The organism is Kribbella sp. NPDC051936 (assembly GCF_040680955.1).
Lineage (GTDB): Bacteria > Actinomycetota > Actinomycetes > Propionibacteriales > Kribbellaceae > Kribbella.
In genome coordinates, this window is the sequence record NZ_JBFAXS010000003.1 from 103,696 (window position 1) to 121,023 (window position 17,328).

Here is a 17,328-nt window from a genome sequence, read left to right on the forward strand (position 1 = left end):
CTTTCAACGGCCGGGTCAAGCTGACTCCTTCTCGTAGGCCGCCTGGCGGTCCTGGACCGCCTTGATGCGCGGCACGTCGAGCTTGTTGCTGCGGTCGAAGTTGTAGATGCCGTTCTCCTCCTGGAAGACGTCGGTCAGCTGCGTGTAGCAGTAGCCGAACATCAACTCGTTGTCGAGGAGCGCGTCGACCAGGCCGGCGAAGCGGACATAGAAGTCCTCCTCGTTCGCGACCCGCTGGCCGTAGCCCCACGAGTCCGCCGAGTTCCCGCTCTTCCCGGCGGCAGCCTTCTCGGCGTTCCACCAGATGCCGCCGAACTCGCTGCAGAAGTACGGCTGCCCGTCGTAGGCCAGCGAGATCGGCTTGCCTTCGGGGCCGCCGGTGTTGCCGTACGGCTTGTCGTTCACCAGGTCTGCCATCTGCTTCGCGAACTCGGCCGGGTCCTGCTCGTAGTTGTGCGAGTCCCAGACGTCGGTCTCCGGCACGCGGTGGCTGTAGCCGGACGCGTCCAGCACCGGGCGGCTGGTGTCGGCGGCCTTCGTGGCCAGGAACATCGCCCGGGTGACGTCGTCGAGCTGCGTGATCCGGTCGTGCAGCAGCTGGTGCGTCTCGTTCAGCGGGCACCAGCCGACGATGCTCGGGTGGCTGTAGTCGCGCTCGACCGCCTCGAGCCACTGCCCGACGTACGACGCCGTCGGCTGCTGGTTGTCGGTGTCGGTGTGGCCGACGCCCGAACCCCAGTCGCCGAACTCGCCCCAGACCAGATAGCCGAGCCGGTCGGCGTGGTACAGGAACCGCTCCTCGAACACCTTCTGGTGCAGCCGCGCGCCGTTGAACCCGGCCGCCAGGCTGAGCTCGATGTCGCGGACGATGGCTTCCTCCGACGGGGCCGTCATCAGGCTCTCCGGCCAGTACCCCTGGTCGAGCACGAGCCGCTGGAACACGTGCTTGCCGTTGATCAGGATCGCCTTGCCGTTGATGCTCACCGACCGCAGGCCGGCGTACGAGTCGGCGCCGTCGACGACGTTGCCGTCGGCATCGATCAGCTCGAGGCGGACGTCGTACAGGTGCGGGTCCGTGGTGTCCCAGAGGCGGACGCGGTCGGCCGGGACCTGGAGGGTGAGGCGCGGGGCGAGGTCGAGGTCGGCGCGGACCTCGGCAGTGGTGATCTCGCCGTCGGCGTCCTTCAGGGTGGCCTTGATCTGGTACCCGGTCTTGTTCGCCGAAACCGGGACTTCGAGGTGGAAGCTGGAGCCGGCGACGTCAGGGGTGATCCGCGGCCGCTTCAGGTGCGCCGTCGGGACCGCTTCGAGCCAGACGGTCTGCCAGATGCCGGTGGTGCGGGTGTAGAGGCAGCTGTGGTTGAAGTACAGCTGGCTCTGCTTGCCGCGGGCTTGCGGGCCGCGGTGGCTGTCGCGGGCGCGGACCACGATCGTCGCCTGCTCGCCGGGCCGGGCGACGTGGCGCAGGTTCGCGCTGAACGGGGTGAACCCGCCGCGGTGCCGGACCACCTCCTCGCCGTTCACCCAGACGGTGGCGTCGTGGTCGACGGCCTGGAAGTGCAGGACGGCGTCCTTGCCGGCCCAGTCCGCCGGGATCGTCACGGTCGTGCGGTACCAGACCGCCTCCATGAAGTCGACGTCCTCGATCCCGGACAGCTCGGTCTCCGGCGCGAACGGCACGACGATCCGCTGCGGGAGTTCGCGTTCGCGCAGGCCGCGCTCCAGTCCGGAGTCCGACCGGTCGATCTCGAACTGCCACTCGCCGTTCAGATTCACCCACTCGGGCCGGACGAACTGCGGACGCGGGTACTCCGCACGAGGCTGAGACATGTGCTCTCCCGTGATGCTGGTCGATGGCGGGACGGCAGCACTTTACAACGTTGGAATGGACCGGGCAACGGCCAGTTCCATGACCCGGATCAACGGTCCGGGAGCTGCATCCGCTTCGCATAGCAGTGGGTTCCGGGCTGGTTGATGTACTTTCCCCAGGCCTCGGTGCGGGTGTATCCGCTCGACTCGTAGAGCGCGATCGCCTCCGGCTGGAGGTGTCCGGTGGTGAGCCGGAGCCTCGGGTGCCCGGCCGCCCGAGCCGCATCCTCCAGCCCGGCCAGCAGCGCGCGAGCGTACCCCCGCCCACGAGCCGCCGGGACGACGTACATCCGCTTCACCTCACCGTCGCCCGGATACTCGGTCCCCGGCCCGAAGACCTGCACAGCCCCACACCCAACCGCACGCCGCGCGTCATCAAGCACCACGAAGTACCGAGCCCCACCCTTCACCTGCGACCGCCCCTCGGCCCCGTACCGCCCGACAAGCTCCGCGAAGGCCGCCGCCAGAAGGGCTTCCAGCTCGACGTCATCCGCCGACCGCTCCTCGATCTCCATCTACAGACCGAGGAGGCGGGCGCCGTTGTCGCGGCAGACTGCGCGGAGCCAGGGGTCGCCGAGGTCGAGGGCTTCGAGGGAGGTGAGTTGGACGGCGTACTCGTAGGGGATGTTGGGGAAGTCGGAGCCGAGGACGATGCGGTCCTGGAGGTCGGCCAGGCGGGGGATCAGGTCGCGGGGGAAGGGCATCATCGCTTCGGTGAAGGGGGTCAGGGCCATCGTCGTGTCCAGGTGGACGTTCGGGTACGACGTGAGCGCCAAGTGCTCGGCGTACTCCGGCATGCCGAGGTGGGCGATGACCGCGGTCAGCCGGGGGTGTCGCCGCAGGACCTCGCCCATCGGCCCCGGACCGGTGTGCCGGCCCGGGATCGGACCGGAGCCGCAGTGGACGACGACGGGTACTCCGGCCTCGGCCAGCTGGCCCCACACGTCGTCGAGTTCGCCGGAGCGCGGGTCGTAGTCGCCGACCTGGACGTGGACCTTGAAGATCCGCGTCCCCAACTCCAGAGCCGTGCGCACATAGTCGGCCGCGGAGGGCTCAGGGAAGAACGTCCCGCTCGGCACACAGCCAGGTGTCACGGCCGCGAAGTCCCGCGCCCACGCGTTCAACGAGGCCGCCATCCCGGGCTTGTGCGGATAGACCAGCGCCGGAAACGCCCGCACCCCCAGCGAATCCAGCGTTTTCAGCCGCTCCTCCACCGAGGTCCGGTAGGTGATCGGCCACTCCGTCCCGTAGTGCGACGACGCCTGGTCGAAGTACGCCCAGACCGCGTTCAGCACCCGGTCCGGCAGGAAGTGCACATGCACGTCCACCAGCCCGTCCAGCCCGAGCCGCCGCCACCACGCCGGTACCTCAACATCTCGCACGCCCCCTAGCCTGCCTGATCAGCCAGCCAGAGGTTGGTGAGGCCCTTGAAGTGGGCGAAGAACTTCTCGTGTTCGTGGGTCGGGTAGGTCGCGGTGACGGTCTCGCGGAGCAGGCGGTCGAAGTCGGGGCCGGCCACCCAGTCCCGGACCCGCAGGTCGAAGTCGCCCAGGTGCGAGGCGCACCATTCGTGGTACTTCGCGGTCTCGAAGTGCTCGTCGGCGAGTGCGAGGTACCCGTTCAGCTTGGCCTCGTAGTCGAGCGACTCGTCGTCCGCGATCTCGAAGTACCGCTCGGTGTGCAGGTCCACGGACGAGCGGCGGCCGGTCGCCAGGCAGAAGACCGACCACTTCACCAGCGCGCTCAGCGCCCACGGGAAGTAGTAGTGCAGGGACGTGACCGCGACGTCGGGGCAGGCGTTGGCGTAGTCGATCGGGTGCACGGCGTCGCCCTTGACCAGCATCTCGCAGGAGTTGAACTCCCAGCCGAAGAACGCGTTCACGATCCGGCTGATCGCGACCGCCTCGTGGCCGGCGGACGGGCTGAGGAAGTCGTGCGAGACGGCGTACCGGTTGTGCATCGGCTCGTCCGGCCGGAAGTCCATCACCATCGTCTCGGCGCCGATCGACAGCGCCCGCGCGAACTTGTCGTACTCGATGGTGGCCTGCAGGTGCATCAGCATCTCGCCGGACTGGTCGTAGGCCTGGTGCAGGTCGACCTTGTTGTTGATCCGGGACACGCCGCGCCAGCCGCCGCCGTCGAACGGCTTCATGTACAGCGGGTACCCGAGGTCCTCGGCGATCGCGTCCAGGTCGAAGGGCCGGTTGTACGTCGCCGACGTGTACGCCCAGCGCACGTTGTCGACCGGGTTCTTGTACGGCACCAGCACGGTCCGCGGGATCTTCAGGCCGAGCCGCAGCATCGCGCAGTACGCCGAGTGCTTCTCCATCGACTGGAACGTGAACGGCGAGTTCAGCAGGTAGGTGCCGTTCATCAGCGCGGCCTTCTTCAGCCACTCGCGCGGGTGGTAGTACCAGTACGCGAGCCGGTCGATCACCAGCCCGACCCGGACCGGGTCGTTCAGGTCGAATGGCTCGATGGTCAGCCGGCGGGACCCGAACTCGTGCTCGCGCCCGTCGATCGTCACCGGCCCGACCCGCTGCAACAGCGCCTCGAACGCCTGCGGCCAGTCCTCCTCGGCCCCGAGCAACAACCCGATCAGATGACGCGAACGATCACTCACGTGAGTCTCCTCAGCAGAATCGGGGCAGATGGTGGGCGATCTGCTGCCGCCACCAGGGCCAGTCGTGTGCTACGTCGTACCCCCACAGGTCCAGCTCATGCGGGATGCCTTTGTCCTTCAGTACGGCGGCCGTGGCGCGCGCCGACGGCAGGGAGCCGGTCGGGTGCGTCTCCCAGTCGCCCTGGCCGACGGTGAGCAGGATGAACAGCCGGCTCCGCAGCCAGTCCAGGTGGTCGCCGGACAGGTTGGGCAGGTAGTCGGCCGGGTTGTTGAAGTACGTCGCGTCGCCGCGCTCGCCCCACGCGTGCCAACTGGCCGCGTTGTAGTTGCCCGACTGGCAGATCGCGATCGGGAACAGGTCGGCGCGCTTGAACGCGAAGTTCAGGGCGTGGAACGCGCCCAGGCTGCAGCCGGTCGTGATGATGTCGCTGACGCCCGGTGAGTCCGATCCGATCGTCGGCACCACCTGGTCGACGATCCAGGACTCGTACAGCTCGTGCCGGCGGGCCCGGTCCTCGAGCTGGATGCTGCGGTCCGACCAGCTCACGTGGTCGTAGGAGTCGACGCAGTACAGCTTCACCCGGCCCGCCTCGATCAGCGGGGCGACCGCGTCGACCATGCCGTTGTTCTCGTAGTCCCAGGCGCGTCCCTGCTCGCTCGGGAAGACCAGGACCGGCCGGCCGTAGTGGCCGTACCGGATCAGGGTGCCGCGGCGGTCAAGCCCCGGCGCCTCCAGCTCGACCTGTTCCCGTTCCATCAGCCCCACCCCAGGTCTGTCGCAGTAGCTCCGTCAGATCAGGATCCAGCACATCCCGCCACGCTGTGAAGTTGTGCATGTCGGGAGTTTCGTCGAGCGTCGCGTCCAGCCCGAGTCCGGCCAGCCGGGCGGCCATCACCCGGTTGTTGTGCACGTTCTCCTCGGTGGTCCCCGCGGTCATCGCGATCCTGGGGGTGCTCGGCGCCGTGGTTGCCGTCAGCACCTGCTCGACGAACCCGGTCACCTCGGCGTAGAACTCGAACCCGGATTCCTGCGGGTCGGTCTGCGGCGTGAAGAACGACCCCGACTGCAGGAACAACGCGGAAAACGTGTTCGGAAACTGCCATTCCGCGTGCAGCGCCGCGAGCGCCCCGAGGCTCGCGCCCATCATCACGGGCCGCCGGCTCTCGTACTGCTCCCGCACGGCCGGTACGACGTACTGCGTCAGCGCCTCGGCGTATTGCGGGTTCGCGGCGTACCAGAGGTTGCGGGACGTCGGCCGGAGCAACGCCAGGCGGAACGGCGGCAGCGCACCGGAGGCGACCATCGCGCCGGCGTAGTGCGTCAGGCCGGCGTACGACGCGAACTCGGGCCCGTCGTGGGACAGCAGCAGCGGCAGCTCGAACGCCGGCGCGATCCCGTCCGGCGCCCACACCCGGACATCGACCGGGCCGACTGGCGAGTCGACGGCGAGCGGCGTCAGCGTCGACGGAAGCGGCGGTACAGCGATCCAGGCCGGCTCGACGTACCCGGGCAGCGGCAGCCACGAGTGGTCGCCGAACGCGCCGCCGACCACCCGCGGGTTGGTCGGGTCCGTCCGCATGCCGAGGTCGGCGATGTCGAACAGGTACTCCATCCGGTGCACCGACGGGCGCGGCAGCCGCAACTCCCAGCCGTAGTCGACGGGTTTGAACTCGAGCAACTCCGCCGCGAGCCCCAGCTCCTGCCAGAGGCGGACGCCAGTGAACGCCTGCGCGGTGTCGCCGAGGCGGAAAACCACCTCGGCACCTTCGACTGCGCTCACGACCATCCGACCACGGTACTCACGGAAACACTGACAACAGCTGTCAGCGATGAGGTTCTATCGTAGGAAGGTGGTCGATCTCACCGATATCCGCGACATCACCGCGGACCTCCCGCGCAGCTACGAGGTGCTGGTCCGCGACCAGATCAAGTTCCGCGTCGGCCAGATCGTCTATCTCGCGGTCTCCCGCGACGAGGAGACGATCGGCATCGGCTTCCCCCGCGAGGAGCGGGCCGCCGCACTCGCCGCCGAGCCCGACAAGTTCTTCCCGCCGCGCCCCTCCGACGAGCGCTACCAGTGGATCCAGGTCCGCCTCGCGGCGCTCGACCGCGAGGAGCTCCGCGAGCTGATCATCGACGCCTGGGCGCTGTGCGTGCCCAAGAAGGTCCGCGCCGAGTTCTTCGGCAGCTAAGACGTCACCACCACCGGCGTGTCCTTGCTGCCGATCAGACCGAGCAGCGCGACCGCCTCGGCCTCGATCGCGTGTCGTACGGCGGCCGTGACCGGCGCGTGCGTGGTGACCCGCAGGCTCGCGTCGGCGCCGCGGTGGTGACGCCAGTCGGCCGCGTAGTCGCCGTCGATCAGGACCGTGCCCATCGCGGCGCCGTTGCCGGGCGGCAGCGGCACCGCCCGCTTGAACGGGTTGACCCGCCGGCGGTCCGCGTGCGACAGCAGCAGGTTGTCGAACTCCGGCAGGAACCGGATCGGCGCGGGCGTGTCCGCCGCCGGCAGCGGCCCGTCCGGTACGTCGAACAGTTCCCGCCCGTCCTCATCGGCGTACACCTTCAACCCGGGCCGGAGCCGGTCCACGACCTCACGCAACTTCGTCAGCCCCGACCACATCTGGACGTCGGCGACACTCGCCGGACCGAACGCCGCCAGGTACCGCAGCACCAGATCGTCGATCGACGGATTCGTGACCGGTGCCCGGCCGAGCCAGCTCTCGATCGTCTGCAGCGCCGCCGGACCGGTCTCACCCCAGACACCGCGGGGCGTCACCTGGACGGTGCCGGCCAGATAGCTGACGGCGTACGCCATCGCGTTCGCGTCCCAATCCGGCCAGCGCTCGCCGAGCACCTCCCGGAGCTGGCTGCGGCTGTACGGTTCCCGGCTCATCAGATCCGTGCCGAACGCAACGACCGCGTCGATGTCGGCGCCGGCCAGCTGCTTGCCGAACGCGCCACGCAGGCCGCGGTCCGCGACCGGATGCACGAGGCGCCACATCATCAGGCAGTCCTCGGCGGTGACGAGGTGGATCGTGGACCGCAACAGCGAGGCACGAACGGCCTGCCGTGAGGTCATCAGCGTGGACAGCTCGGCCGGGTCGAAGCCCTCGAGCCTCGACCACAGCGCGACGTACGCGGCCAGCGGGGCCTGCGCCTGCATCCCGACCAGCCGCTCGATCAGTTCGGCGACCGGTCCACTCTCGCGGCGCAGCAGCTGCTGACGCTCGAGGGTCGCGCGGTTGAGTTCCCGCCGGCTCAGCACGCGGATCGATGCGTTCATCGGGCAAGCGTACGGAAGAAGGCGCGCACGTCCTCGACGAGCAAGTCGCCGCACTCCATCGCCGGGAAATGCCCGCCGACGGCGAAGTCCGACCAGTGCGCGACGCGACGCTCCGGATCGGCGATCCGGCGGACCACCGGGCTGCTGTTGAAGACCGCCCAGCCGGACGGCACCGTCGACTGCGCACCCCAGCCGAGATCGGAGTGCGCCGCCTCGTAGAGGAACCGGGCAGCGCTCGCACCCGCACGGCAGAACCAGTAGATGCTCACCAGCGTCAGCAGCTGGTCCCGATCCACCGACTCCTCGGGCGACTTCGCCGGATCCGTCCACAGCTGGAACTTCTCCGCGATCCACGCCAGTTGCGCGACGGGTGAATCGGTCAGCCCGGCCGCGATCGTGTCCGGCGTGTGGTTCTGCAGATCCAGGTAGCCACGTCCCGCCTGCCAGACCGCCTTGGCCTCCTGGACGACCGCCAGGTCCTGCTCGTCGAGGTCGTCCGGCAGCGGTACGAACTCGCCGGCCAGGCTGAGCGTCCCCCGGTCGCTGTTCACGTGCGTGCCGATCACCCGGTCGGGCACGGTGGCGCCCAGATGCCCGGTGATGCCGGCGCCGATGTCACCTCCCTGCGCGCCGAACCGCTCGTACCCGAGCCGGGTCATCAGCTCGGCGAACGCCGCCGTGGTCCGCCCCAGCTCCCACCCGCCGCCGGACAACGGGGTCGAGAACCCGAACCCCGGCAGCGACGGCACGACCACGTGGAAGGCGTCGGCAGCGTCGCCGCCGTACGCGACCGGATCCGACAGCGGCCCGAGCAGCCGCAGGAACTCGACCGCCGACCCCGGGTAGCCGTGGGTGATCAGCAACGGTGTCGCATCCGGCTCGGGGGAGCGGACGTGGAAGAAGTGGATCACCTGACCGTCGATCTCGGTCGTGTACTGCGGATAGCTGTTGAGCTCCTGCTCCGCCTTCCGCCAGTCGTACGACGTCCGCCAGTACTCGGCCAGGTCGTACAGGTAGCCGCCGGGGATACCGCGGCTCCAGTCGTCGCTGTCGCCCGGGACGGGCCGCGGCCGGCGGGCGTGCTCGAGCCGGAACTTCAGGTCGGCCAGCTCGGCGTCGTCGATGTCGATCAGGAACGGGTGGATCTCCGGTGTGTTCGTCATGATTCGACCGTAGAAGCCACTGCGGAAGACTTCCTTCCGCAATGTGCGTCATTCTGGAGAAATGCTGAACACGTCCGCTCGTCTGCTCCGGTTGCTGTCCCTGCTCCAGACCCGCGCGCTGTGGACCGGTCCCGAGCTGGCCGAGCGGCTGGACGTCAGCACCAGGACGATCCGCACCGACATCGACCGGCTGCGGCAGCTCGGCTATCCGGTGGAGGCCGCGCCCGGTCTCACCGGTGGCTACCGGCTGGGCGCCGGCGGCGCGCTGCCACCGCTGCTGCTGGACGACGACGAAGCGGTGGCGGTCGCGATCGGGCTGCGGACGGCCGCCAACGGAGGCGTGGAGGGCATCGGCGAGAGCTCGATCCGCGCCTTGGCCAAACTGGAGCAGGTGCTGCCGCCACGTCTGCGCCATCGGGTGAGTGCGATGCAGTCGGCGACGCTCGCCGTACCGGCGACCGGGCCGAAGGTGGACGCCGACGTGATGATCGCGATCGCGGCCGCGATCCGCTCCGAGCACCGGCTGCGCTTCGACTACGCCAGCCACGACGGGAGCGCGAGCAGTCGCGAGGTCGAGCCGCACCGGCTGGTCGTCATGGGACGCCGTTGGTACCTGATCGCCTGGGACCCAGACCGCGACGACTGGCGGACGTTCCGCGCCGACCGGATCACGCCGAAGATCCCCGGCGGTCCGCGGTTCACGCCCCGGGAGCTGCCGGAGGCCGAGGTCACCGCGAGGTTGCAGCGCGGCGTCGGCACCGCGACCTGGCGGTACGTCGCCCGCGTACTGCTGCACGGGCCGGCCGCCGAGATCCGCGCCAAGCTGCCGTTGCCCGTGGAGATCGAGGAGCTCGGCCCGGACCGTTGCCTGATCCGGCTCGGCTCCGACACTCCCCAGATGCTGACGCTCTATCTGGGGCTGCTGGACGTCGACTTCGAGGTCCTCGACGCGCCGGAGCTGTCGGCCGCGCTCCTCGCCTTGTCCGATCGTCTCCGCCGGGCTGCTCTTTCGGGTGCCCCCGGCAACGACCGGTCATCCTCTGGTAGTAGTCCGGAACCATCCTGACGGCCGATGGGTACGGCGTCTTCGCGACGCACCCTGGAATCATGACTGCATTGATGCCACGCCTCCGGCGCGGCGGGTCACGGGGCTGTGACTCCCGTCCTTCCCTCGTCGCTCCGGTCGCTGCGCTCCCTCCGCTCCTCAGTCCAGGACGGGAGGCCCCGTGACCGGGGACTTCCTGCCGCAACGCCGCAAGGCGTCGGTGCTCAGCCAAGCCGTGACCGTCGTGATCCTGCTCGCCGCCGCCGCGGTAGGCCTCTGGTTGTTCGCCTAGGTGTCCCAGCGCACGTCGGCCTCGCCGGGCCGGACCACGCCCGCCTCGTAGGCGACGACGACGGCCTGGACCCGGCTGGACAGGCCGAGCTTCGACAGCACCGAGCTCACGTGGGTCTTGACCGTGGTCTCGCTGACGAACAACTTGGTCGCGAGGTCGCGGTTCGACAGACCGCGGGCCATCCACACCAGGATCTCGCGTTCCCGTTCGCTCAGCTGGGACAACAGGCCGGCCCAGCGGGCGTCCGGTCGCGATGGCGCGCTGACCGCCGTACCGCCGTCGACCTGGCGCTCCAGCTCCATGCAGCGCTCCAGCAGCACCCGGGTCGAGGCCGGATCGACGAGCGAGTCGCCGCGGTGCACCGCCCGGACGGCAGACACCAGCAGATCCGGGTCGGTGTCCTTCAGCAGGAACCCGGACGCTCCCGCGCGGACGGCGGCCAGCACGTACGCCTCGTCGTCGAACGTCGTCAGCACCAGTACGGCGGGCCGCGCGCGCCCGGTCTCCCGGTTGGCGCTGGTGATCCGCTCGGTGGCGACCAGGCCGTCCATCACCGGCATCCGGATGTCCATCAGGACGACGTCCGGGTCGTGCTGCTCGATCAGCCGGAGCGCCTCCTCGCCGTTCTCGGCCTGCGCGACCGTGGTCAGGTCCGGCTCGTGGTCCAGGATCATCGCCAGACCCATCCGGATCACGCCCTGGTCGTCGGCCACCAGGATCCGGATCGGCTCGCTCACTTCTGCGGCGGCAGCCATGCCTGCACTCTCCATCCACCCAGGGGGCCGGCCGCGACGGCGAGCGTGCCGCCGACCGCTGTGGCCCGTTCCCGCATCCCGATCAGTCCGTTGCCGCGGCCGCTCTCCTTGCGGCGCGCGGTCTCCAGCACGTTCACCGGCGGCGGCCCGCCGTTCCCGTTGTCGTCGATGGTCAGCAGCTCGCCCTGCGGACCACTCTGCCAGGTCACCCGCGCCGCGGTCGCCTTGGCGTGCACCATCACGTTGGTCAGTGCTTCCTGGATGATCCGCACCGCGGTCAGGTCGGTGGCCGACGTCAGCTGCCGCTGCCGCGGCGGAAGGTCCATCGTGACGTCGATGCCGACCGCCTTCAGCCGTTCACCCATCCGCGCCACATCGGCCAGGTCCGGAACCGGCGCGGTCCCGCCGCCCGATCCGGTGTCGCCGGCGATCTGCGGCGAGGCCGTGTTCAGCACCCGGACGGTCTCACGCATCGCGGTCAGCGCCTCCTTGCCGCTGGCAATGATCCAGCGGATCGCCTCCCGCAGTACCTCGGGTCGCTCGTCGGCCACCCGGTCCGCGGCCTGCGCCCGGATCACGACCGCGCTCACGTGGTGCGAGATCACGTCGTGCAGGTCGCGGGCGATCCGGGTTCGCTCGGCCACCGCGGCCCGCTCCGCCTCGACCGCGCGCAGCCGGACCAGCTCGGCGTTGCGCTGCTCGAGCAGTGCGACGGACTTGCGGCGCCGGCGCGCGTCCGCACCCAGCAGCACCATCCCGCAGATCAGTGCCTCGGCGAACACGAACAGTGACACGTCGATGTACGAGTACAGGCTCGACACGTCCCGCGGGAGGCTCCGGTACCGGTCGCCGTACAGGATCGCCCGGTTGACGCGGCTGAGGACGATCGCGACCACGGTCGGCAGCCCGATCATCAACCCGGCCAGGCTGCCCATCGTGAAGAACAGACACGTGAACCGCCGGACGCCCGCCGACGCCGCCAGGTACCCGACGACGAGCAGCGGCACCAGGTGGATCTCGGACTGCAGCGCCGCGTCGCTGATCTCGGGCTGGCCGAACATCGTCAGGCCGAGCTGTGCCGCCAGGCCGGTCCCGACCGCGGCGTACAGGAACGGGTAGAGGAACGAGACCGTGACGAGCATCGTGCGCGGGATCCGGCGGACGAACGCGACCGTGGCGACCAGGAACACGCCCGTCACCACCGACACCGCCGGGTTGTGCGGGCGCAGACCGGTGCCGTTGACGAAGTTCAGCGTGACGAACCAGACCAGCCCGATGAGCGCAGCGAGCAGCACATCCTGCTGCCCCTGCGACAATCGGCGCCAGATACTCTTCACGTCGCCCAGGGTAGTCAGCCTGTGTTCGCCAAAGCTTCATCTGCCCGGACGGGCGCTCGCTCCAACTTTTGGAGGAGGCTCGGCGTCCGAACTGATACTCAGGGGCTACAGATGGGGCATCAGAACGGTCCCTGGGACCGATGTGCCCGCCGCCCCGATCCGAAAGGCTGTACCCCATGAGTGACGACCTGCCGCCGCGCCGCGACAGTGCGGCGCGGACCCGGTTGCTGTCCGTGATCGGTGTGGTCGGGGTCGGTGCGGTCGCCGGATCGTTGCTGCTGTGGCACGGGCAGGTCACCGACGTGCTGGGCCTCGGCGCGGACAAGACGCCCGTGGTGTCCACGGTCGGCGCACCCGCGATCGGTGAACCGCCGACGACGCTCGTCACTCCGACGCCGTCGCGCCGTACGACGAGGACGCCGGCGACCCCGGCGACTCCGCCCAGTACCGCGACGACTCCGACCAAGAAGCCGACACAGAAGCCCACCAAGAAGCCGGCGAAGACCTCCCGTGAGGAGAGCATCGACGGCCTCTCGCCGACGCTGAAGAAGCGGCTGACGAAGGCGATCGCGGCCGCGAAGGCCGACGGCGTCACGATCCGGATCACCTCCGGCCGGCGCAGCGCGGCGAAGCAGCAGCGGCTGCTGAACGAGGCGATCAAGAAGTACGGCTCGTACAAGGCGGCGACGCGCTGGGTGCTGCCGCCGAAGTACTCCGCCCACGTGCAGGGCAAGGCCGTGGACATCGGTCCGACGGCCGCCATGACCTGGCTGAACAAGAACGGCTGGCGGTACGGCGTGTGCCGCCGGTACGACAACGAACCCTGGCACTTCGAGGCGCTCACAACGCCCGGCACGAAGTGCCCGCCGCGCGAACCGCACGCGGTGGCCAAGGCAGATTGATTACTAGGGGGATCTTCCGATGACCATGACCTACGCCCAGCCCTTGACCCGGCGCTACACGCGCGCCCGGCTCGCCGTACCCGCCCTGTGGCGCCAGGTGATCCGGACCGGTGACAAGACGGAGCACACGATGCCGGAGCCGGATCGTTCCGCGTACACCCAGCTGGAGATCTACGATGGCATCCTCGCCGCGTTCGAGCGTCGCGACGAGGTCGCCGCGGTGCTGCGGGCCGCCGCCGACCGCCCGACCGCCGTACGTCGCCTGCGTGACGAGTTCGGGCTCAGCCATCTGCAGGCGACCGCGCTGATCGACCTGCCGCTCACCACTGAGTGCCGCGACCGCATCGCCCACCGTGCCGAGGAGCTCCGCACCGCCCTCGAGCGCTGACCCGCGTCCTCCGCGCGAGCCGCGTCTCGGTGGTGGCGGCTCGCGTGGACCTGCGCGGTTTGCCCGCTGTGGGGAGGATGGAGGGGTGATCACGATCGAGCAGGCCGGACGACTGCGCAAAGCCGGGGTGCTGTGGACGCCCTCGGCCGGGGATCGTTTCGTCGTACCGGACCGCGACATGGACGAGGACGTGTTCGTGGTGAGCGACATGACCGTCGAGGTGCACGACTACCAGGGCAGCAAGGTGATCGGCTTCAACGGCACCACCGAGTGGGCCCTGGACAGCATCGAGCAGCGTGAAGTCATCTGGCTTCCGCGCGAGGAGCAGTTGCGCGCTCTCCTCGGCCCGCACTTCCGGTCCCTCGAAGCCACGCCCGACGGCTACCGGGTCAATCTGACCAGCGGTTCCTGCACCGCGGACGACGCTGAGCAGGCCTACGCCGAAGCGGTCCTCCAACTGCTGGACGCCTAGCCTGTGGCGCGCCAGTACTGCTTCTTGTCCTTGTCCTTGACGCTGTAGCCGAGGCCCGCGAGCTCTCCGCGGAGCTCTCGCAGGTCGGCCTTGCCCTTGTCGCCCTGGTCGAACGCCTTGGAACGGGCCCTGAGCAGCGCGTTGGCCGCCGGGGACAGGTCCGGATCGGCCTCGACCCAGCGGCGGAACTCGGACGCGTGCGGGTCGCCGGCCTCCGACCACGGGTAGCCGTGCGCGCGGAACGCGGCGGCGATCTTCGGACTCTCGGACGTGAACTGGTCGTGCTTCTCGCGGGCCAGTTCCTTCGACGACACGTCCTGCAGGACGATCTCCTTGCCGTCCAGGAACGCGACCGCGACCTTCACCCGCGGCACGGTGACGGTGGTCTGGTTCTTCAGGAACTCGACCGACTGGCCGGTGATCGTGACCTTCAACGTGTCGTCCAGCGCCATCCCGGCGAGCAGTACGCCGCCCACGAGCCCGACGGCCACGCAGATCACCGCGACCCACCAGCTGTCCCAGGCCGCGATCAACCGCAACGGGCCCTGGAACGGCACCCACTCGCGCCCCTCCGCCCAGTCGGCGATCCGCGGCAGGAAGAACCCGAGCACCAGTCCGGCCAGCGGCAGCCCGCCGAACAGCAACGCCTTGTCCGCGGCGGAGTGCCCGATCACCGTGCGATCCGCAGTCGTCGACCCCATGGCACGAACGTAACGTGACGGCGTGAAACTAAAGTATCGACCGACGGCAACCGAAGGAGCCACGTGACGGACGGGATCTGGCTGCGGTTCCTCAGCGGTCCGGACATCGACGGGCTGGGGCTGACCCGGCGGGAGATCGTCGACGCCGTGGAGGACGCGGTACGCGAGCACGGCGAGGGGCGGACCAGTTTCGAGCCGCGCGTGCACCTCACCCCGGACAACGGCGGGATCGGGCACTTCAACATCCTCCGCGGGCACCTCGACGGCCTCGGCGAGCACGGGATCTCCGGCGTGAAGGTGGTCGGCGACTTCGTGCCGAACTACCGCAGGGGCCTGCCGAGCGAGCTCGCGATGGCGACCCTGTTCGACCCGGCCACCGGCGTACCGCTGGCCGTTCTCGACGCGACCATGATCACCGCGGCTCGGACCGGGGCGATGACGACCGTCGGCGCCCGCCACCTGGCCCGGCGGGACAGCAAGATCCTCGCGCACGCCGGCGCCCGCGGCACGGCCTGGTGGAACGTGACCATGCTCGACGACCTCTTCGATCTCGACGAGATCCGGGTGACGTCGCGGCGGCCGGAGTCGCGGGAGACGTTCGCGGCGGACCTGTCCGCGGAGCTGACCACGCCGGTGCGGGTGTGTGCGACCGCGGCGGAGGCCTTCGACGGCGCCGACGTCCTGGTCGAGGCGACGCGGCTGACCGAGCCCGAGCCGCTGCTGCGTACGGCGGCGGTGCGGCCGGGCGCGTTCGTCGTACCGTACGGGACCGTGTCGGCGGTCGAGCTCGACCTGCTCGACGTCATGGACAAGGTCGTCGTGGACGACTGGCGCGAGGCGCGGTCCGGGCGGTTCGGATCGCTGCGCCGGCACGTGGACAGCGGGCGGCTGTCGCCGGAGACGCTGTACGCCGAGATCGGGGAGATCGTGGCGGGCCGCAGACCCGGTCGCGAGAACGATGCCGAGCGCAACCTCTTCTGGCATCGCGGCTTGTCCTTGCTGGACGTCGCGATCGCCCACCTGATCCTGCGCCGCGCCGAAGCCGCCGACGCCGGTACGATGCTGCGGTTCCACTGATGATCGTCGACGATCCCGCCGACCTGGACCCGGCGAGCCCGGAACCGATCCAGCTGGCGCCGGCCCTCCTCGACCGCCTGGCCGCGATCCGCGGCGCCGCGCTGGAAACGCTCCGGTCCGGCGAGCCTGTGTACGGCGTGAACACCGGCATGGGGAACCTCAGCAAGATCCGCCTGACCGATGCCGAACAGCGCGTCCACCAACACAACCTGCTGCTCGGCCGTGCTGTCGGCGGCCCGCCCTGGCTCCCGCCCGACGAGGCCCGCGCGGTCCTGATCGCCCGCCTCCGCACCTTCCTCACCGGCGACGCTGCGGTCTCTGTCGACCTGATCCACCAGTTGGCGGCCCTGATCAACAGCGGCTTCACTCCGGCGATCCCCGCCGAGGGCGCCGGGTCCGCCGGCGAGATCATCCCGCTGGCCCACGCCGCTGGCCCCTTGGTCGGCCTCGGATGGGTTCAAGACGGCTCGGGCGTGCGGTCCGCGGCCGGGGTGTTGCCGGGGTTCGAGCTCGGGGCGAAGGAAGGGATCGCCTTGCTGGCGGGTATTCCCGGGGCGACCGGGCGCGCGGCTCTTGCCGCGGATCGTGCGCGGAAGCTTGCTGATCCGCTCACGGCCGTGGGGGCGGGGGCGATCGCGGTGGTCGGGGCCAGCCGGGATCCGTACCACCGGGCCGCAGGACGTGGGGACGACGTACTGGCGGCGGAGCTGGCGCGGCTGCGGGAGCTCGCGGGTCCCGAAGCGGAGCCGCGGAGTCTCCAGGCGCCGGTCTCGTTCCGGGTGGCGGGACACGTGGTGGCGCATGTGCGGCGCACGGTGGGGCAGTTGGCCGGCGCGATCGAGAGTGCGTTCAGCGGCGTGACGGACTCCCCGGCGTACCTCGACGGCGAGTTCGTGAGCACCGCCGGTTTCCACGGGATCGAGCTCGCGGCGTCCTGCGATCACCTGACCGCCGCATTGGCGCACGCCGCGGAGGTCTCGGCCGCGCGGCTGCACCGCCTGCTCGACCCGGCGGTCACGGGCTTGCCCGCGCAGCTCGCCCACGATCCCGGTCCGCAGGCCGGCCTGGTCGCCGTCCACAAACGCGCCGTCGCCACCACCCACCAGCTTCGCCGCCTGACGTTGCCGACGGCAATCAGTACGGCGGAGACGTCCAACGGCCAGGAGGACGTCCAGACCTTCTCCTGGGAAGCGGCCGGCAACCTCCTCGAGGCAATCCGCCTGACCCGCACCACCCTCGCCTGCGAACTCCTCGCCGTACGCCAAGCCTTCGCCCTGTCGACCCGCCAAATCCCACCAGGCCTCCAGAACCTGATGCACTCGGTCGACGCCGTCATCCCGCCGATCACCACCGACCGCCCCTTCGGCGAAGACCTGACCCGCCTGCTGACCAACGTCATTCACTTCAACTGAGGAGG

General features: G+C 69.8%; 18 protein-coding genes. 7 read left to right on the forward strand and 11 right to left on the reverse strand.

The annotated features are described in order from the left end of the window. Positions 1-15: 15 nt before the first annotated feature. The 6 genes from AB0L64_RS10690 to AB0L64_RS10715 all read right to left on the reverse strand — a co-directional run bounded on the left by AB0L64_RS10690 (position 16) and on the right by AB0L64_RS10715 (position 6,279). Positions 16-1,830, reverse strand: coding sequence for a sugar-binding domain-containing protein (locus AB0L64_RS10690; RefSeq protein WP_363709940.1), 1,815 nt, complete (start codon positions 1,828-1,830; stop codon positions 16-18). A gap of 89 nt (positions 1,831-1,919) precedes the next feature. Next, positions 1,920-2,384: a GNAT family N-acetyltransferase gene (locus AB0L64_RS10695; RefSeq protein ID WP_363709941.1), complete on the reverse strand. Its 465-nt coding sequence runs from the start codon at positions 2,382-2,384 to the stop codon at positions 1,920-1,922. After that, positions 2,385-3,251: an amidohydrolase family protein gene (locus tag AB0L64_RS10700; RefSeq protein ID WP_363709942.1), complete on the reverse strand. Its 867-nt coding sequence runs from the start codon at positions 3,249-3,251 to the stop codon at positions 2,385-2,387. Between the two features lie 5 nt (positions 3,252-3,256). Further along, positions 3,257-4,492, reverse strand: a complete 1,236-nt coding sequence (locus tag AB0L64_RS10705; protein WP_359940515.1) for a hypothetical protein — start codon at positions 4,490-4,492, stop codon at positions 3,257-3,259. A gap of 10 nt (positions 4,493-4,502) precedes the next feature. Then, positions 4,503-5,249 (reverse strand): alpha/beta hydrolase-fold protein, encoded by a 747-nt coding sequence (locus AB0L64_RS10710; RefSeq protein ID WP_363709943.1) that lies wholly within the window; start codon positions 5,247-5,249, stop codon positions 4,503-4,505. Next, the gene (locus AB0L64_RS10715) at positions 5,209-6,279 is read right to left on the reverse strand and encodes an alpha/beta hydrolase-fold protein (RefSeq protein ID WP_363709944.1); all 1,071 of its coding nucleotides are present in this window, start codon (positions 6,277-6,279) and stop codon (positions 5,209-5,211) included. The genes AB0L64_RS10710 and AB0L64_RS10715 overlap by 41 nt, the downstream gene beginning before the upstream one ends. A 64-nt stretch (positions 6,280-6,343) precedes the next feature. Between AB0L64_RS10715 and AB0L64_RS10720 the strand changes: the two genes are divergently transcribed. Then, positions 6,344-6,685 (forward strand): MmcQ/YjbR family DNA-binding protein, encoded by a 342-nt coding sequence (locus AB0L64_RS10720; RefSeq protein WP_363709945.1) that lies wholly within the window; start codon positions 6,344-6,346, stop codon positions 6,683-6,685. Here AB0L64_RS10720 and AB0L64_RS10725 read toward each other — a convergent pair. After that, entirely contained in the window at positions 6,682-7,779 is a 1,098-nt protein-coding gene (locus AB0L64_RS10725) for a winged helix DNA-binding domain-containing protein (RefSeq protein WP_363709946.1), read from the reverse strand. The two genes, AB0L64_RS10720 and AB0L64_RS10725, sit on opposite strands and share 4 nt — an antisense overlap. Then, positions 7,776-8,942: an epoxide hydrolase family protein gene (locus AB0L64_RS10730; protein ID WP_363709947.1), complete on the reverse strand. Its 1,167-nt coding sequence runs from the start codon at positions 8,940-8,942 to the stop codon at positions 7,776-7,778. The genes AB0L64_RS10725 and AB0L64_RS10730 overlap by 4 nt, the downstream gene beginning before the upstream one ends. Positions 8,943-9,003: 61 nt before the next feature. On the opposite strand from AB0L64_RS10730, the gene AB0L64_RS10735 reads away from it, so the two are divergent. After that, positions 9,004-10,008, forward strand: a complete 1,005-nt coding sequence (locus tag AB0L64_RS10735; RefSeq protein ID WP_363709948.1) for a transcriptional regulator — start codon at positions 9,004-9,006, stop codon at positions 10,006-10,008. 267 nt (positions 10,009-10,275) lie between these two features. Here AB0L64_RS10735 and AB0L64_RS10740 read toward each other — a convergent pair whose 3' ends face one another. Together AB0L64_RS10740 and AB0L64_RS10745 are read right to left on the reverse strand one after the other, a co-directional pair. Beyond that, positions 10,276-11,016 (reverse strand): response regulator transcription factor, encoded by a 741-nt coding sequence (locus AB0L64_RS10740; RefSeq protein ID WP_359940679.1) that lies wholly within the window; start codon positions 11,014-11,016, stop codon positions 10,276-10,278. Continuing rightward, the gene (locus AB0L64_RS10745; protein WP_363709949.1) at positions 11,013-12,371 is read right to left on the reverse strand and encodes a histidine kinase; all 1,359 of its coding nucleotides are present in this window, start codon (positions 12,369-12,371) and stop codon (positions 11,013-11,015) included. The genes AB0L64_RS10740 and AB0L64_RS10745 overlap by 4 nt, the downstream gene beginning before the upstream one ends. A gap of 176 nt (positions 12,372-12,547) precedes the next feature. Here AB0L64_RS10745 and AB0L64_RS10750 point away from each other — a divergent pair, with 176 nt between their 5' ends. The 3 genes from AB0L64_RS10750 to AB0L64_RS10760 all read left to right on the forward strand — a co-directional run bounded on the left by AB0L64_RS10750 (position 12,548) and on the right by AB0L64_RS10760 (position 14,133). Beyond that, positions 12,548-13,273 carry a M15 family metallopeptidase gene (locus tag AB0L64_RS10750; RefSeq protein ID WP_363709950.1) on the forward strand — a complete coding sequence of 242 codons (726 nt, stop codon included), beginning with the start codon at positions 12,548-12,550 and terminating at the stop codon, positions 13,271-13,273. A gap of 19 nt (positions 13,274-13,292) precedes the next feature. Next, entirely contained in the window at positions 13,293-13,661 is a 369-nt protein-coding gene (locus AB0L64_RS10755; RefSeq protein ID WP_363709951.1) for a hypothetical protein, read from the forward strand. Between the two features lie 85 nt (positions 13,662-13,746). Then, on the forward strand, positions 13,747-14,133 hold the full coding sequence (locus tag AB0L64_RS10760) for a pilus assembly protein CpaE (RefSeq protein ID WP_359940485.1): 387 nt from the start codon (positions 13,747-13,749) through the stop codon (positions 14,131-14,133). On the opposite strand, the gene AB0L64_RS10765 is transcribed toward AB0L64_RS10760, so the two are convergent. Then, on the reverse strand, positions 14,130-14,834 hold the full coding sequence (locus AB0L64_RS10765) for a hypothetical protein (RefSeq protein ID WP_363709952.1): 705 nt from the start codon (positions 14,832-14,834) through the stop codon (positions 14,130-14,132). The two genes, AB0L64_RS10760 and AB0L64_RS10765, sit on opposite strands and share 4 nt — an antisense overlap. Positions 14,835-14,897: 63 nt before the next feature. On the opposite strand from AB0L64_RS10765, the gene AB0L64_RS10770 reads away from it, so the two are divergent. Beyond that, a complete protein-coding gene (locus AB0L64_RS10770) occupies positions 14,898-15,911 on the forward strand; it encodes an ornithine cyclodeaminase family protein (protein WP_363709953.1) in 1,014 nt (337 codons plus the stop codon). Further along, positions 15,911-17,323, forward strand: a complete 1,413-nt coding sequence (locus AB0L64_RS10775; RefSeq protein ID WP_363709954.1) for an aromatic amino acid lyase — start codon at positions 15,911-15,913, stop codon at positions 17,321-17,323. Before AB0L64_RS10770 ends, AB0L64_RS10775 begins: the two co-directional genes overlap by 1 nt. Positions 17,324-17,328 lie beyond the last annotated feature (5 nt).